The sequence below is a fragment of the Ralstonia sp. UBA689 genome (assembly GCF_002298975.1).
GTDB lineage: Bacteria > Pseudomonadota > Gammaproteobacteria > Burkholderiales > Burkholderiaceae > Ralstonia.
The window spans coordinates 1-14,265 of the sequence record NZ_DBMV01000019.1; the positions used below are offsets into that span (position 1 = coordinate 1).

A 14,265-nucleotide genomic window follows, 5' to 3' on the forward strand; every position below is an offset into this window, starting at 1 on the left:
CCTCCCCGTGACACAAATCCAAGGGGAAGTCGCCAACTCGGGCGCGCCTTTCTTTGCTTACTTTCTTTGGCAAGACAAAGAAAGTGAGTCAGCCCCGGCAGGGGATGAAACAAGGGATGCACCACCGGAGCAAAACCAAACCGAACAAAATCTCAAGCAACGTTGTGCGCAGCCCGCCAACCCAGACCTTCCACAGTCCCAGCCTTAGGCTTGTACTCACACCCAACCCAGCCCTTGTAGCCAATCTCATCCAACCAACGGAACAGGAACTGGTAATTGATCTCCCCAGTCCCCGGCTCATTGCGCCCAGGGTTGTCCGCCAGCTGCACATGCTTGATCTTGTCCAGATGGCGCTTCAGCGTGCTAGCCACTTCGCCTTCCATCCGCTGCATGTGATAGATGTCGTACTGCACGTACAGATTGGACGCATCCACATCGTTGATCAGATCCAGCGCCTGCTGCGTGCGGTTCAGGTAGAAGCCGGGAATATCGAACGTGTTGATCGGCTCGATCAGCAGATCGATCTTCTCGGCCTTCAGCGCCTTCGCCGCAAACTTCAGGTTCTCGACCAGCGTCTTGCGTGCAGCGTCTTCGCTCAAGCCTTCGGGGCGAATGCCCACCAGGCAGTTGAGCTGGCGCGCGCCGAGCACCTTGGCGTACTTGATGGCTTCACCCACGCCGTCCTGAAACTCACTCACGCGGTCCGGCAGGATGGCGATGCCGCGCTCGCCGCCGTCCCAGTTGCCGGCCGGCAGGTTGTGCAGGACCAGATCAAGCTGGAAGCGGTTCAGGCGATCGGCAATCTGGTCTGCGTGGAACGCGTAGGGGAACAGGAACTCCACACCGCGAAAGCCCGCCCGTGCGGCAGCTTCGAAGCGGTCGAGGAAGGCCTGCTCATTGAAGAGCATGGTCAGGTTGGCTGCCAGCTTTGTCATGGTTTCTCCTTTTATCGGACGGTGAGGGAACGGCGCGCCGTCTTTATGCGGTGACGCCTTCGGCTTCAGTGAGGGTGTCTTCCAGGTCGAGCACCTCTTCAAACTCGACCACGTTGTCGATCTCTGTGCCCATGGCAATGTTCGTCACGCGCTCCAGGATCACTTCCACCATCACCGGCACCGAGAACTCGGCCATCAGCAGGCGAGCCTGCACAAAGGCGGGTTCGATGTCTTCCGGCTTGAACACGCGGATCGCTTTGCAACCCAAACCTTCCACCACCTTCACGTGGTCGACGCCGTAGCCGTTCAGCTCGGGGGCGTTGACGTTGTCGAAGGCGAGCTGGACGCAGTAGTCCATCTCGAAATTGCGCTGTGCCTGGCGGATCAGGCCCAGGTACGAGTTGTTCACCACCACGTGGATGTACGGCACCTTGAACTGCGCGGCTACTGCCATCTCTTCGATCATGAACTGGAAGTCGTAGTCACCCGAGATGGCCACGACGTCGCTGTTGGGCGAGGCCACCTTCACGCCGATCGCGGCGGGAATCGTCCAGCCCAGCGGGCCGGCCTGGCCGCAGTTGATCCAGTGGCGCGGCTCGTTGACCGACAGGAACTGCGCAGCGGCGATCTGCGACAGGCCGATGGTCGACACGTAACGCACGTTGCGCGGGAAGTACTGGTTCATCTCGCGGTACACGCGCTGCGGCTTGATCGGCACGTTGTCGAAGTCGGAGCGGCGCTGCATGGTGCGCTTGCGCTTCTGCACGTCGGCGTTCCAAGCCTTGCGGCACGGCAGCTTGCCGGCGGCCTTCAGCTCGCGCGCCACTTCAATGAACTTCTCCAGCGCCGCCTTGGCGTCCGACACGATGCCCAGGTCCGGACCGAACACGCGGCCGATCTGCGTTGGTTCGATGTCGACGTGAGTGAACTTGCGGCCCTTGGTGTAGACGTCGACGCTGCCGGTGTGGCGGTTGGCCCAGCGGTTGCCGATGCCGAACACGAAGTCGGATGCGAGCAGCGTGGCGTTGCCGTAGCGGTGCGACGTTTGCAGGCCGACCATGCCGGCATTGAGCGGGTGGTCATCGGCGAGCACACCCCAGCCCATCAGCGTGGGCACCACGGGCACGTTCACCAGCTCGGCAAACTCGACCATCAGCTTGGCTGCGTCGGCGTTGATCACGCCGCCGCCGCACACCAACAGCGGGCGCTCGGCCTGGCACAGCATCTCGATGGCGCGCTCGGCCTGAGCGCGCGTGGCAGCGGGCTTGTAGACCGGCAGCGGGCTGTACGTGTCGGGGTCGAATTCAATCTCGGCAACCTGTACGTCGAACGGCAGGTCGATCAGCACCGGACCCGGACGGCCCGAGCGCATCAGGTGGAAGGCTTGCTGGAACACGCGCGGCACCAGCGCCGGCTCGCGCACGGTCACGGCCCACTTGGTCACCGGCTTGGCGATCGACTCGATATCGACGGCCTGGAAGTCTTCCTTGTAGAGGCGGGCACGAGGTGCCTGGCCGGTGATACACAGGATGGGAATCGAATCCGCCCAGGCCGAGTACAGACCAGTGATCATGTCGGTGCCCGCGGGGCCGGAGGTGCCGATGCACACGCCGATGTTGCCCGGTTCGGCACGCGTGTAGCCTTCGGCCATGTGCGAGGCGCCCTCAACGTGGCGGGCCAGCACGTGCTCGATGCTGCCGGCCTTGCGCAGGGCCGAGTACAGCGGGTTGATGGCGGCACCCGGCACGCCGAAGGCGACGGTGATGCCTTCTTTCTCCAACACCGCAACAGCGGCGTCAATCGCTCTCATCTTCGGCATGGCGTATCTCCAGGAAGGGGAAGGTGGGAATAGCTTTGAACTGATCCTATTCCCGCATGCCGATATGGATAAACGCAGATTTCGTCAGTTGATTGCGAACCTCGTGTATCGAATTGTTTTTCGTGCCGCAGCAATGCCGAAGCAGCGAAGGCGCGGAAAACGCGCGCGGTTAAGCCATTTTCCGGGCATTTGGTGCAACGCAGTAATTTGGCATATCGCGCGAGCGTCGATCAAATCGTTCTCCAGCATTTCCGCCATTCGTCACAAGTGATATGCGCCAGAAAGCTGCAATCCAGGTACGGAATCCTCCATACAATGTACTGACATTGCGAACTGGAATGATGGAATGGACAAGCTGAAGCAGATCGAGGCGTTCATCGCCGTGGTGGAGCACGGCAGCATGGCCGCCGCCGCGCTCACGCAGGACGTGACGCCCGTCATGATCGGTCGACGTATCAACGCGCTGGAGGCGCGGCTGGGCGTGAAGCTGCTGCATCGGTCCACGCGCCGTATTGCCGTAACGGAGCAGGGCGCGGTGTTCATGGAGCAGTGCAAGAAGGCGCTGGGCGAACTCGACCGCGCCGAGCTGCTGGTGGCCGAAGGTCGCCACAAGGCGACGGGGCACCTGATCGTCTCCGCACCCGCCGCGTTCGGGCGCAAGCACGTGGCGCCGCACGCGCCGGACTTTCTGCACGCCAATCCGGACGTGCGTATCTCGTTCAACCTGACCGATCGCGTGGTCGACCTCGTGCGCGAAGGCTACGACGTGGGCATCCGCATCGGCGGGGCGATCGACCCAAACTTCGTGGCGATCCGCCTGGCGTCGAACAAGCGCGTGGTGTGCGGCACGCCCGCGTATTTTGCCAAGCACGGTGTGCCGCGCACGCTGGATGACCTCGCGCGCCACAACTGTCTGGCCTTCAACCTGCAGGGCGGCCAGCAGCGCGGCTGGTACTTCCAGCAGAACGGCAAGGCCGTCACCGTCAAGGTGAGCGGCAACCTCGACTGCAACGATGGCGAATTGCTGCACCGCTGGATGGGCGAGGGCCTGGGCCTTGGCTGGCGCTCAACGTGGGAGATCCAGCCTGAGCTGGAATCCGGCGCGCTGATGACGGTGCTGGATGATTACGCGCTGCCCGACTACGACATCCTCGCCGTGTACCCGCAGCAGCGGCCGGTGCCGGCGAAGATCCGGTTCTTTATCGAACACCTGAAGGCGGTGTATGGGCAGGCGGGGTATTGGTCGCGCAGTAGCTGACGCGTTACTCAGTCGGCGATGACGATGCGCCCTTGTGTCAGGTCTCTGAGTGCGACGCGCGCTGCTGCCTCATCCGTCACCGGCAACCGCACGGTGAGCGTGACGCCCGCATCGTAGGTGGCATCCACCAGCACATAGCCGCCACCATCAATCCAGCGGCGGATGCGCGCCTCATCAGCGTAGTCAGTGACGAGCGTGAGGGTGGTGTTGGCAATGCGCTCCACGCGTTCGGCCTGCATGAGCGCGGTGGCGATGGCATCCGTGTAAGCGCGCACGAGGCCGCCCGCGCCCAGCTTCACTCCGCCAAAGTAGCGCACCACGACACCCAGCGTGCTGTCCAGATCATGGTGGCGCAGCACTTCCAGAATCGGCCGGCCAGCGGTGCCCGAGGGTTCGCCGTCATCGGACATGCCGGACTGCCCGCCGGCCAATAGCGCCCAGCAGACGTGCGTGGCGGCAGGGTGCTCGGCGCGCAGGCGTGCGATGACATCCATGGCCGCGGCACGATCCTCGACCGGCACGGCCCATCCGATAAAGCGGCTCTTCCTGATCTCCAGCTCGGCCGAGACCGGTGCGCGCAGCGTGTACGTCGGCACGCGCGGTCAGGCCAAGAGTGCGGCAACGAGGTCCGTCGCGCGGCCGCCCGGCGATTCGAACTTGAGCGAGGCCTCGGTGTGCGCCATGTGCTCTTCCATCAGGGCGATGGCGCCTTCCACGTCGCCGCGCTTGGCGGCTTCCAGGAAAGCGGTGTGCTCGTTGGACGAGCGCACGGCGTCGTAGGTGGACTGATACAGCATCGTAATGACCGAGCTGCGGGCGGAGAGCTCGCGCAGCATTTCCTTGAGCACGCTGTTGCCGACCACGTCGGCCAGCAGCAGGTGGAAGTCGGCCATCAGGCGGTTGCGGCGTGGCACGTCGGTGCTGGCCGCCACCTTGTGCTCTTCGGCCAGGTGCTTCTCCAACCGCTTGTAATCGGCGGGCGTGGCTTTCGCGATGAACTCGCGCGCCAGCGCCACCTCCAGCACGCGGCGCACGGCAAATACCTCGCGCGCCTCGGTCTCGTCCGGCTTGGCGACGAACGCGCCGCGGTCCGGCTCCATGCGGATCAGCTTGTCCTTGGCCAGCATCAGCAGCGCCGCGCGAATCTTCGTGCGGCTGACGTGGTAGACCCGCGCCAGCGCCTCTTCGCGCAGCTTGGTGCCCGGCGGCAGCCGGTGCAAGACGATCGCCTGGGCGATGTCGTCGGCAATGCCTTCGGAGGAGATGTCGGCGGCGGTGGTTTCGGTCATAAAACGAATTTTACCGCCGTCCGACAGGATGCCGGCTTCAGGCATGCGGCAGCGTATGCGCTGCCGCAGCTGGCGCGCTGTGCGCGTGGGGGATCGCCTCGCCTTCTTCGGTGATGTCGATCTTGCCGTCGAGCACCGCGTTGGCACGCATGCGGTCGATGTCCTTCTCCCACGCCGCAATCACCACCGTGGCCACGCAGTTGCCGATCAGATTGCCCAGCGCGCGGGCAATGCCGATGAACCAGTCGACGGAAAGCACCAGCACCAGGCCGATGGCCGGAATGGCCGGAATAACCGACAGCGTGGCCGCCAGGATGACGATGGCCGAGCCCGGAATTCCGTGTGCGCCCTTGGAGGTGATGAGCGCCACGCCCAGGATCAGCAACAGATCCTGGAAGGCCAGCGGCGTGTTGGTGGCCTGCGCGATGAACACGGCAGCGAGCGTCAGGTAGATCGAGAATGCATCGAGGTTGAATGAGTAGCCGGTCGGGATGACCAGACCCACAACCGAGCGCTTGATGCCCATCTTCTCCAGCTTGTTCATGATGGACGGCAGCACCGCGTCGGACGAGGCCGTGCCCAGCACCACCAGCAACTCGGCGCGCAGGAAGCGGATCAGCTTGAAGATGTTGAAGCCCGCCAGGCGCAGGATGCCGCCCAGCACCACCACCACGAAGATTGTCACCGCCACGTAGAACAGCAGCACCAGGAAGCCGAGCTGCTTGAGCGAGCCCGCACCGTACTTACCCACCGTGAAGGCCACCGCGCCCAACACGCCCAGCGGCGCCAGACGGATGATCACTGCCATCATGCGGAACAAGACGTGCGAGAGCTGGTCGATCAGGCTGACCAGCGGCTTGGTGCGCTCACCCAGCAGCGACAGCGAGCAGCCGAACAGGATCGACACCAGCAGCACTTGCAGGATGTCGCCCTTCACAAAACCGCTGACGAACGTATCCGGAATCAGCTTGAGGAAGAACGCCGCCACGCCCGTCGATTCCACCTGCTTGGCTGTATTCATGTACGACGCCATGGCTGCCGGGTCGAGCGTCTTCGGATCCACATTCATGCCGTGGCCGGGCCCGAACAGATAGGCCAGCGCAATGCCCAGCGCCAGCGCAATCGTCGTCACCACCTCGAAGTAGATGACGGCTTTGCCGCCCACACGCCCGACCTTCTTCAACTCGCCGGCACCACAGATGCCCACCACCACCACCGAGAACACGATCGGCGCGATCAGCATCTTGATGAGCTTCAGAAAACCGTCGCCGAGCGGCTGCAGCTTCTGGGCGAATTCCGGCGCCCAGATGCCCAGCGCGATGCCCACCGCCAGGGCAATCAAAACCTGCCCGAACAACGGGCGCGTGAAGCGTTGCATGGTGAATCCTCCTTTGGATTTCAGATGTCGTGAGCCTCCTTTCTCGTCTACCGCGATTGTCGGAAAAGCTCTGTCGCGCTCGTCGCATCGCACAAAAGTGTCGTGCTGAATTGTTGAGCGGTGACGGCATCATAGGCGATACATTTTTTGTATGCAATTCTTGAATTCACGTGCTAGGATGACCCGCATGCAGTCCTGCAATGCCTTGCGCATTTGCCTCCACACGCTGCACCTCCGGCCCGCCCGTTGCGCTGTTCTTGCCCGATATGGCCCGCCGTATAACATCCACGAGACCGATACCAAGGAGATCCCCATGGCGCTGCCTACGCTCGATCCGAACGCCCCTGAATTCACCCGCCGCTATCCGAACCTGGCCGATCCGCGCCTGGGTGCCGTGGCCACGTTCGCGACCGACGAATTCTTCGCACCGAAAGACCGCATGCTCAACCCCGAGCCCGCCGTCTTCATCCCCGGCAAGTACGACGACCACGGCAAGTGGATGGATGGCTGGGAAACGCGCCGTCGCCGCAACGGTGGTTATGACCACTGCATCGTCAAGCTGGCCCGCCCGGGCGTTGTGAAGGGCGTGGACATCGACACCAGCCATTTCACCGGCAACTTCCCGCCGGCTGCGTCCATCGAAGCCGCTTACCTGCCCGACGGCGAGCCGACCGACGCCACGCAGTGGACCGAAATCGTTCCGTCGACCACCCTGCAGGGCAACAGCCACGCTTACGTGGCCGTGAGCAACCCGGGCGCCTTCACGCACCTGCGCGTGAACATCTTCCCGGACGGCGGTATCGCCCGTCTGCGCGTGTACGGCCAGCCGCAAGTCGATTGGAAGGGCGCGGACCGCATCAAGCTATTCGACCTGGCCGCCATGGAAAACGGCGCCTACGTGGTGGAAGCGAACAACGAGCACTTCGGGCCGGCGTCCCGCATGCTGATGCCGGGCCGTGGCGAGAACATGGGCGACGGCTGGGAAACGCGCCGCCGCCGCGAGCCGGGCAACGACTGGTGCGTGATCGCGCTGGCGCACCCGGGCCGCATCCGCAAGATCGAAGTCGACACCGCGCACTTCAAGGGCAACTTTGCCGACCGCGTTTCCATTCAGGCCGCGCGCGTGGTAGGCGGCACTGACAGCTCGCTCAAGACGCAAGCCATGTTCTGGCAGACCCTGCTGCCCGAGCAAAAGCTGCAGATGGACCTGCAGCACTACTACGAAGCCGAGATCGCCGACCTGGGCATCGTCACCCACGTGCGCTTCAACATGTTCCCGGACGGTGGCGTGTCGCGCCTGCGTCTGTGGGGAGTTCTCGAATGAACCAAGACGCCGCCCGCGTAGCACTCACTATCGAGCCGCTCACGCGTGAAGCATTCGCGCCGTTCGGCGACGTGATCGAGTTGGAGGGGTGCAAGCAGTTCCCCATCAACCAGGGCACGACCACGCGCTTTCATGATCTCGCCAACGTGGACGTGGGCGAAGGCGGCCGAGCGCTGATCAACCTGTTCCGTGGCCAGCCGCGCACGCTGCCGTTCGAGGTGAAGATGCTGGAGCGCCACCCGCGTGGCAGCCAGGCCTTCATTCCGATGAACGACAAGCCGTATCTGGTGGTGGTCGCGCCGGCTGGCGAGCTGGACCCGAGCAAGCTGCGTGCGTTCGTCTCGCGCGGCTGGCAGGGCGTGAACTACGCACGTGGCGTGTGGCATCACCCGCTGCTGGCCTTGGGTGAGGTGAGCGACTTCCTCGTCGTCGATCGCGGCGGCGAAGGGCACAACTGCGACGAGCAGGATCTGCCCGAATCGGTGTGGCTGACCGAAGAGGCGATGCGCGCCGCGCAGTAACCCGCTCGCCATCAGCGCTGCCCCTGGGCCCCCGCACAACGGGGGCTCAGTCACTTTCAAACCTACGAGGAGACATCGACATGACTCAGGCTCAACTGACCACCCCCGGCATTGATGCGGATATCCGCACCTTTGTCGAGGCCGCGCACGCGCAGCAGATCGAATTCCTGCGCGAGCTGGTGAAGGTGCCGTCGGACAACCCGTCCGGCGACTGCGCCCCGCACGCGGCGCGCGCCAAGGCGCTGCTGGAGGCGCTGGGCCTGACTGTCGAGGCGCATGCCGTGCCAGAGGCGCAGGTGCGCGCCGCAGGCATGGTCAGCGCCACCAACCTGATCGTGCGGCACACGTTCGGCCGCGGCGGTCCGACGGTCGCCATGAATGCGCACGGCGATGTGGTCCCGCCTGGTCTGGGCTGGACGCACGACCCGTACGGCGGCGAGATCGTCGAGACCGAGCACGGCCCCACCATGTTCGGCCGCGGCGTGGCCGTCTCCAAATCGGATTTCGCGACCTACAGCTGGGCGCTGCTTGCGCTGATCGACGCCGAGAAGCGCGGGGCGACACTCAATGGCACGGTCGAACTGCATTTCACGTACGACGAAGAGACTGGCGGCGACATCGGCCCGAAGTGGCTGCTGGATCAAGGTCTCTCCAAGCCGGACTACGCCATCTCGGCCGGGTTTGCGTATGGCATCACTTCGGCGCACAACGGGTGCCTCCATGTGCAGGTGACGGTACGGGGCAAGCAGGCGCATGCCGCCATGCCGCATACCGGCATCGATGCCATCGAGGCAGCGACGCACATCCTGCAAGCCGTGTACGGGTATCGCGCGGAACTGGCGACGCGCCAGTCCGCCGTGCCGGGTATCGACCATGCGACGTTGAACGTCGGGCTGATCCACGGCGGCATCAACACCAACGTCGTGCCCGATCTCGTCACGTTCCGCATCGACCGGCGCATGATTCCCGAAGAGGCTGGGCACGATGCGGAAGGCGAACTGCGTGCTGTAATTGAACGCGCTGCCGCTGAGCGGCCGGGCATTGAGGTTTCGGTTGAGCGCATCCTGCTGGCCGAGCCGCTGGCCGAGCTGCCCGGCGTGCAGACCTTGATCGGCGCGCTGCGGCGCAGTGCGTTGGCGGTGTTTGGCGGGGAGATGCCGGTGCATGGCGTGCCGCTGTATACCGATGCTCGCCATTACACGGCCAAGGGCGTACCGACGGTCTTGTACGGCGCCGGCCCTCGCACGCTGATGGAAGCGCGTGGGCACAACACGGACGAGAACCTGCGCCTGAATGATCTGCGCGGGGCGACCGTGGTCGTCGGCTGTGCGGTGGCTGAGTTGCTGGGCGGGTGAACATTACCGCTTGACCCTTCGGTTTGGGCCGGCTTTTGTCGGCCCTTTTGCTTTTGATGGACCACAAACAAAAGAACGAATCCCCCCTTAACAAGAGGAGAAATCCGGAGCGACGCCAAGCCATTAAGATGGCAACCCTCAGCACCAGCAAGCCATCGCAACCATGCAGATCTATCACAACCCCCGCTGCTCCAAATCACGCACCGCCCTCGAACAAGCCGAGGCCTTTGCCGAGAAAAAGGGCGAACCACTCGAAGTGGTCGAGTACCTGAAAACCGCGCCCACTCTGGCCGACCTCAAGAAGCTCGCCAGCCAGCTCGACACGCCCATCCGCAGCCTCGTGCGCGAAAACGAAGACGAGTACGCCCAACTCAACCTTGGCCAGGCTTCGGACGATGCACTGCTCGAAGCCATCGCGGCGCACCCCAAGCTGCTGCAACGCCCGGTGCTTGTCCGCAACGGCAAAGCCACCATCGGCCGCACGCCCGAAGCGCTCGACGCATTCTTGAAATAAATCCAATCCCGCGCCCCAAAAGTTGAACGGCCTGCCGATTTCCATCGGGCAGGCCGTTCAGGGGCGGCCGTATCGCATCTCGCGAGGGCCTGGGCTGCGTCCGTCAAGACGCGCACGGGCTCCGGATCATTCCAGGCCCATCCATCGGGCCATTTCTGACCCGAAACCGATCGCCAGCAGCGCTGCGAACACCACTGCCAGCGCCACTGCGGCCGAGACTACAGTGACCTTCATCACTTCCGCATCGTCGCTCTCGTCACTGCGGGCGCGATGCAGATGCGCGCGCGCGTCGAGCGGGATCGCCTTGGCGGATGCTTTGCGATGCCAATGCAAGCGCTCCGTCATCGCTCGCAGATGGTGCGTATCGAACGCGTCACGGGAAAATCGCATCGCGGCACCTCCCGTCGTTGACTGATAGCCGACGCCGGCACGCACCGGCGTCGGGGGTACGTGCGGCCGGATGACGATACGACAAGCAAATGGCGTATGCGAGTGGCTTTGCCTGTCGGCGCCGGGTGGCACAGTCGTCTGGTCGCCTCGCACAAGCCCAGCGTAGACGCGGGTTTGCAGCGCCGCAAGTTGCGTTGCGGCATGGTGTGTGCATCACGCGGGCAAGACGCAAACGGTATGCGGCTCTTCGTGACACGCGTGATGCGTGCGACGCCCAATTTCGCGCTCAGTCTTGCGCGCTCTGACGGGCCGCTTGTTCGGCGGCGTGTTCGGCCTCGCGTTTGCGCAACTCGGCGAGCATGTTGCAGAAGAGCGCACCTTGCTCCTTCGCATCGTCCAGCGCGATATGTGTGTGCGGCAACGGGTCATGCCACTGCGCCGGGAAGGCCGCCTTGACGTTGCGCCGGTACGGCAGGCCCGTGAGCGCGAAGGCCAGCGTCTTGATGTCCAACGCCGCCCAGCCGAACGGCGAGCGCCCGGCAAAGCGCATCATGTACCAGAACATGAACGTGAAATCGAAGCCCGCCGGAAACGCCACGAATACCGGCTTGCCCGGCAGGTTTTCGACCCACTCCACGTAGCGCGGCAGCGCCACCTCGGGCGCTTCGAGGTTGCGGCGGCAGGCCGCCCACGCTTCGGGCTGCTGTGCCCACCAGTGCGTCTGAACGGGATGGCCCGCGGCGCCGGGCAGCGTTTCCAGGTTGGCCTCGAAGGTGCCGACGAGTGTCTTGTCGGCCAGGTACGCCGCGCTGGCGAAGCTCAGCATCGAATGCGGCCCGGGAATGGGGCCGTCGGCCTCGATGTCGGTGCTGACGTAGATCTCGGGCCGTATGTCGGGTGACTGGTTGCCGCGCTTGCGCCGGGGCTTGTCTTCCGGCGCGGGAGGCGAGGGCGGCGCGGTGTCGGCGAAGCTATCGTCGTTGCTCATGAGGCGCCTTCGTTGGCGAACAAGCGGTCGGCGACGTACGGGTTGGTCGCGCGCTCATCGCCGAAGGTGGACACTGGCCCGTGACCCGGCACGAAGGTGACGTCGTCGCCCAGCGGCCAGAGCTTGGTGCGAATCGAGCGGATCAGGTCCGCATGGTTGCCACGCGGGAAGTCCGTGCGGCCGATCGAGCCCGCGAATAGCACATCGCCGACGATGGCGATGCGGTCTTCCGGGCTGAAGAAGACGACATGGCCGGGCGTGTGGCCGGGGCAGTGGAAGACTTGCAACGTGCGGCCAGCGGCGTCCACCGTGTCGCCGTCGTCCAGCCAGCGGTCGGGCACGAAGGCCTTGGCGGGCGGAAAACCGAAGCGCTGGCTCTGCATCGGGAGTTGATCAATCCAGAACGCCTCGTCCTTGTGCGGGCCTTCGATGGGCACACCAAGCTGCGTACGCAGTGCATCGGCGGCGGCGCAGTGGTCGACGTGGCCATGCGTGAGCAGGATCTTTTCGATGCGCGCGCCGTGCTGCTGAGCGGCTGCCAGGATGCGTTCGATGTCGCCGCCTGGGTCAGTGACGGCGGCCGCACCATCGTCGCCGATCAGCAGCGTGCAGTTCTGTTCAAACGGCGTAACGGGGACGACAACAACTTTCATGTGGTTTTTTGCGCACATCTACGCGAAAGGTGGATACGCCGATTGTATCGGGCCGAGCCCGCGCCAGCACTGGACTGGCGGCGCGCGCTGTTACATCGGAAAGAAAATTTTACAAAATTGCCGCAAGATGCCTGCATGATGCGGCCGTTTTAATAGGAAATGTAAATATCCGGGCGGAAAGTGCATGGTAGACTCGCGCCCATGCTCAAGTTTCCCCGCCCGTTCTCCCGCCTTCCGTCCGGCCGCTCGCTGCGTGCTTGGGCGATGCATGGCACCGCGCTGCTGGTGCTGGCGGGCTGTGCCGCCGTGCCAAGCGAGCCGCCGGGCAGCGTGCAGGCTGGCAAGCCCGCCGCGCCCGCGCCCAAGGTGGCCGACGTGCGCGACAACCCCGACGCATGGGGCACGCTGTCGTTCCGGGGCGCATCGGACTCGAGCAGCCTGAAGCTCGACGAGAACGCCGACACAAGCCCCGGCCTGCGCGCCGATCTCGGCACGTTCGAGCAGCGCGGCCTCGCCTCCTGGTACGGCCGCAGTTTCCACGGCCGCCGCACCGCCAGCGGCGAGCGCTTCGACATGAACGCCTTCACGGTGGCGCATCCGTCGCTGCCGCTCTCAAGCTGGGTGCTGGTGCGCAACCTTGCCAACGACCGCGTGGTCGTCGCCAAGGTGACCGACCGCGGCCCGTACCACGGCAAGCGCATCCTCGACATGTCGTATGCAGCCGCCAAGCGGCTGGACTTCGTCAGGCGTGGCTCAACGCAGGTGGAGATCCGCCGCCTGTCGCGCGCCGAAGTGGAAGCCCTGCGTCCGGAGTTGACGCAAACCGACGTCGCCAGCAACGATGGCGATGCCGATGTGGGTGCCGACGAACCGGCGCCGCCGAAGAAGGCCGTCAAGCGCCGCGCGAAAGCCCGCCGCTGATCTGCCTTTTTTCAGCGCTAGTCCTTCCCCTCGTTTTTCAACGCCAGCGCGCTTTGATACAGCGCGTCGACCGACGCGCCGGTGATTGCCGCAGCCAGCTTGGCCGCACGCTTGGCGGGCAACTCGGCCAGCAAGAGGCGCAAGACCTGATCTGCCGCCATCGCCGTCGGGCTCGCCTCCTGCGCGCCCGCGCCTTGCACCACCAGCACGAACTCACCCTTGCCGTGCGATGCATCGGCGGCCAGCCACGCTGGGGCATCGGCCGCCGGCAGCACGACGATCTGCTCGAACAGCTTGGTCAGCTCGCGGCCGATAAGAAGGCGTCGCGTGGGCAGGTGTTCGGCCAGCGCAGCGAGCGTGGCATCGATGCGATGCGGTGCCTCATACAGAACCCACGCCGGCCCATGCGCGGCCCATTGGCGGATGGCTGCATCGCGCGCGCCCGCTTTGGTTGGCAGAAAGCCCACGAAGGTGAATTGCCCGTTCGACGTGTCGAGCAACTCGCCCGCCGCAGAGAGCGCCGTCACCACCGCGCTCGCACCCGGCAGCGGGATCACGCGATGTCCGGCGGCGCGCACGGCTTCGACGATGCGCGCGCCCGGGTCAGACACGCCCGGCGTGCCGGCATCCGACGCATAGGCGATGCGCTCGCCGCGCGCCAGGCGTTCGACGATGCGTGCGGCGGCCTCGCGCTCGTTGTGCTCGTGCGCCGCCAGCATCGGCCGCGACAGGCCCAGGCGATGCAGCAGTTGCCCCGTGTTGCGCGTGTCCTCGCAGGCCACCGCATTGACTATGCCGAGCACGTGCCGCGCGCGCAGCGACACGTCGGCGGCGTTCCCGATGGGGGTGGCCACCACATATAATGCGCCGGCGGGATAGTGCTGGTCGTGCGCCAGCAGGGTCCAGTCAGGATCACTCAC

Annotated in this window: 15 protein-coding genes; 6 read left to right on the forward strand and 9 right to left on the reverse strand. The window is 64.7% G+C overall.

The features are described from left to right. Positions 1–152 precede the first annotated feature (152 nt). Both hyi and gcl read right to left on the reverse strand, forming a co-directional pair. The gene (hyi, locus tag B4F51_RS08135) at positions 153–935 is read right to left on the reverse strand and encodes a hydroxypyruvate isomerase (RefSeq protein WP_296224619.1); all 783 of its coding nucleotides are present in this window, start codon (positions 933–935) and stop codon (positions 153–155) included. A 43-nt stretch (positions 936–978) separates the two neighbouring features. Continuing rightward, positions 979–2,754: a glyoxylate carboligase gene (gene gcl / locus B4F51_RS08140; RefSeq protein WP_296224620.1), complete on the reverse strand. Its 1,776-nt coding sequence runs from the start codon at positions 2,752–2,754 to the stop codon at positions 979–981. Between the two features lie 346 nt (positions 2,755–3,100). Here gcl and B4F51_RS08145 point away from each other — a divergent pair, with 346 nt between their 5' ends. Then, entirely contained in the window at positions 3,101–4,012 is a 912-nt protein-coding gene (locus B4F51_RS08145) for a LysR family transcriptional regulator (RefSeq protein WP_296224621.1), read from the forward strand. 8 nt (positions 4,013–4,020) lie between these two features. Here B4F51_RS08145 and B4F51_RS08150 read toward each other — a convergent pair whose 3' ends face one another. From B4F51_RS08150 to B4F51_RS08160, 3 genes are read right to left on the reverse strand one after another with little or no spacing between them, the layout of a single operon-like run. Continuing rightward, positions 4,021–4,608, reverse strand: coding sequence for an IMPACT family protein (locus B4F51_RS08150; protein WP_296224622.1), 588 nt, complete (start codon positions 4,606–4,608; stop codon positions 4,021–4,023). A gap of 6 nt (positions 4,609–4,614) precedes the next feature. Next, the gene (locus B4F51_RS08155; RefSeq protein WP_414706714.1) at positions 4,615–5,346 is read right to left on the reverse strand and encodes a GntR family transcriptional regulator; all 732 of its coding nucleotides are present in this window, start codon (positions 5,344–5,346) and stop codon (positions 4,615–4,617) included. Continuing rightward, on the reverse strand, positions 5,339–6,679 hold the full coding sequence (locus B4F51_RS08160; protein ID WP_296224623.1) for a C4-dicarboxylate transporter DctA: 1,341 nt from the start codon (positions 6,677–6,679) through the stop codon (positions 5,339–5,341). The genes B4F51_RS08155 and B4F51_RS08160 overlap by 8 nt, the downstream gene beginning before the upstream one ends. A gap of 313 nt (positions 6,680–6,992) precedes the next feature. On the opposite strand from B4F51_RS08160, the gene alc reads away from it, so the two are divergent. The 4 genes from alc to arsC all read left to right on the forward strand — a co-directional run bounded on the left by alc (position 6,993) and on the right by arsC (position 10,393). Continuing rightward, positions 6,993–8,003 (forward strand): allantoicase, encoded by a 1,011-nt coding sequence (gene alc, locus B4F51_RS08165; protein ID WP_296224624.1) that lies wholly within the window; start codon positions 6,993–6,995, stop codon positions 8,001–8,003. Beyond that, on the forward strand, positions 8,000–8,524 hold the full coding sequence (locus tag B4F51_RS08170; RefSeq protein WP_296224625.1) for an ureidoglycolate lyase: 525 nt from the start codon (positions 8,000–8,002) through the stop codon (positions 8,522–8,524). The genes alc and B4F51_RS08170 overlap by 4 nt, the downstream gene beginning before the upstream one ends. A gap of 80 nt (positions 8,525–8,604) precedes the next feature. Continuing rightward, a complete protein-coding gene (locus B4F51_RS08175) occupies positions 8,605–9,879 on the forward strand; it encodes a M20/M25/M40 family metallo-hydrolase (protein ID WP_296224626.1) in 1,275 nt (424 codons plus the stop codon). 163 nt (positions 9,880–10,042) lie between these two features. Next, positions 10,043–10,393 carry an arsenate reductase (glutaredoxin) gene (gene arsC, locus B4F51_RS08180; RefSeq protein WP_296224627.1) on the forward strand — a complete coding sequence of 117 codons (351 nt, stop codon included), beginning with the start codon at positions 10,043–10,045 and terminating at the stop codon, positions 10,391–10,393. Between the two features lie 126 nt (positions 10,394–10,519). Here the strand turns inward: arsC and B4F51_RS08185 are convergent, their stop codons facing one another. The 3 genes from B4F51_RS08185 to B4F51_RS08195 form a co-directional block, all read right to left on the reverse strand. Then, positions 10,520–10,783: a hypothetical protein gene (locus tag B4F51_RS08185; protein ID WP_296224628.1), complete on the reverse strand. Its 264-nt coding sequence runs from the start codon at positions 10,781–10,783 to the stop codon at positions 10,520–10,522. 286 nt (positions 10,784–11,069) lie between these two features. Further along, positions 11,070–11,771 carry an exonuclease gene (locus B4F51_RS08190; RefSeq protein ID WP_296224629.1) on the reverse strand — a complete coding sequence of 234 codons (702 nt, stop codon included), beginning with the start codon at positions 11,769–11,771 and terminating at the stop codon, positions 11,070–11,072. Then, entirely contained in the window at positions 11,768–12,424 is a 657-nt protein-coding gene (locus B4F51_RS08195) for an MBL fold metallo-hydrolase (protein ID WP_296224630.1), read from the reverse strand. Before B4F51_RS08195 ends, B4F51_RS08190 begins: the two co-directional genes overlap by 4 nt. Before the next feature lie 201 nt (positions 12,425–12,625). Here B4F51_RS08195 and B4F51_RS08200 point away from each other — a divergent pair, with 201 nt between their 5' ends. Further along, the gene (locus B4F51_RS08200; protein WP_296224631.1) at positions 12,626–13,345 is read left to right on the forward strand and encodes a septal ring lytic transglycosylase RlpA family protein; all 720 of its coding nucleotides are present in this window, start codon (positions 12,626–12,628) and stop codon (positions 13,343–13,345) included. Between the two features lie 17 nt (positions 13,346–13,362). Here the strand turns inward: B4F51_RS08200 and rsmI are convergent, their stop codons facing one another. Then, positions 13,363–14,265, reverse strand: a complete 903-nt coding sequence (rsmI, locus tag B4F51_RS08205) for a 16S rRNA (cytidine(1402)-2'-O)-methyltransferase (protein ID WP_296224632.1) — start codon at positions 14,263–14,265, stop codon at positions 13,363–13,365.

What these genes read in the sequence shown, in the direction of transcription:
- B4F51_RS08200 (WP_296224631.1), top strand. Translation starts at nt 12,626, where the DNA reads ATGCTCAAGTTTCCCCGCCCGTTCTCCCGCCTTCCGTCCGGCCGCTCG.
- B4F51_RS08185 (WP_296224628.1), bottom strand. Translation starts at nt 10,783, where the DNA reads ATGCGATTTTCCCGTGACGCGTTCGATACGCACCATCTGCGAGCGATG.
- B4F51_RS08145 (WP_296224621.1), top strand. Translation starts at nt 3,101, where the DNA reads ATGGACAAGCTGAAGCAGATCGAGGCGTTCATCGCCGTGGTGGAGCAC.
- B4F51_RS08155 (WP_414706714.1), bottom strand. Translation starts at nt 5,346, where the DNA reads ATGCCTGAAGCCGGCATCCTGTCGGACGGCGGTAAAATTCGTTTTATG.
- B4F51_RS08170 (WP_296224625.1), top strand. Translation starts at nt 8,000, where the DNA reads ATGAACCAAGACGCCGCCCGCGTAGCACTCACTATCGAGCCGCTCACG.
- B4F51_RS08190 (WP_296224629.1), bottom strand. Translation starts at nt 11,771, where the DNA reads ATGAGCAACGACGATAGCTTCGCCGACACCGCGCCGCCCTCGCCTCCC.
- arsC (WP_296224627.1), top strand. Translation starts at nt 10,043, where the DNA reads ATGCAGATCTATCACAACCCCCGCTGCTCCAAATCACGCACCGCCCTC.
- B4F51_RS08175 (WP_296224626.1), top strand. Translation starts at nt 8,605, where the DNA reads ATGACTCAGGCTCAACTGACCACCCCCGGCATTGATGCGGATATCCGC.
- hyi (WP_296224619.1), bottom strand. Translation starts at nt 935, where the DNA reads ATGACAAAGCTGGCAGCCAACCTGACCATGCTCTTCAATGAGCAGGCC.
- B4F51_RS08160 (WP_296224623.1), bottom strand. Translation starts at nt 6,679, where the DNA reads ATGCAACGCTTCACGCGCCCGTTGTTCGGGCAGGTTTTGATTGCCCTG.
- alc (WP_296224624.1), top strand. Translation starts at nt 6,993, where the DNA reads ATGGCGCTGCCTACGCTCGATCCGAACGCCCCTGAATTCACCCGCCGC.
- B4F51_RS08195 (WP_296224630.1), bottom strand. Translation starts at nt 12,424, where the DNA reads ATGAAAGTTGTTGTCGTCCCCGTTACGCCGTTTGAACAGAACTGCACG.
- gcl (WP_296224620.1), bottom strand. Translation starts at nt 2,754, where the DNA reads ATGCCGAAGATGAGAGCGATTGACGCCGCTGTTGCGGTGTTGGAGAAA.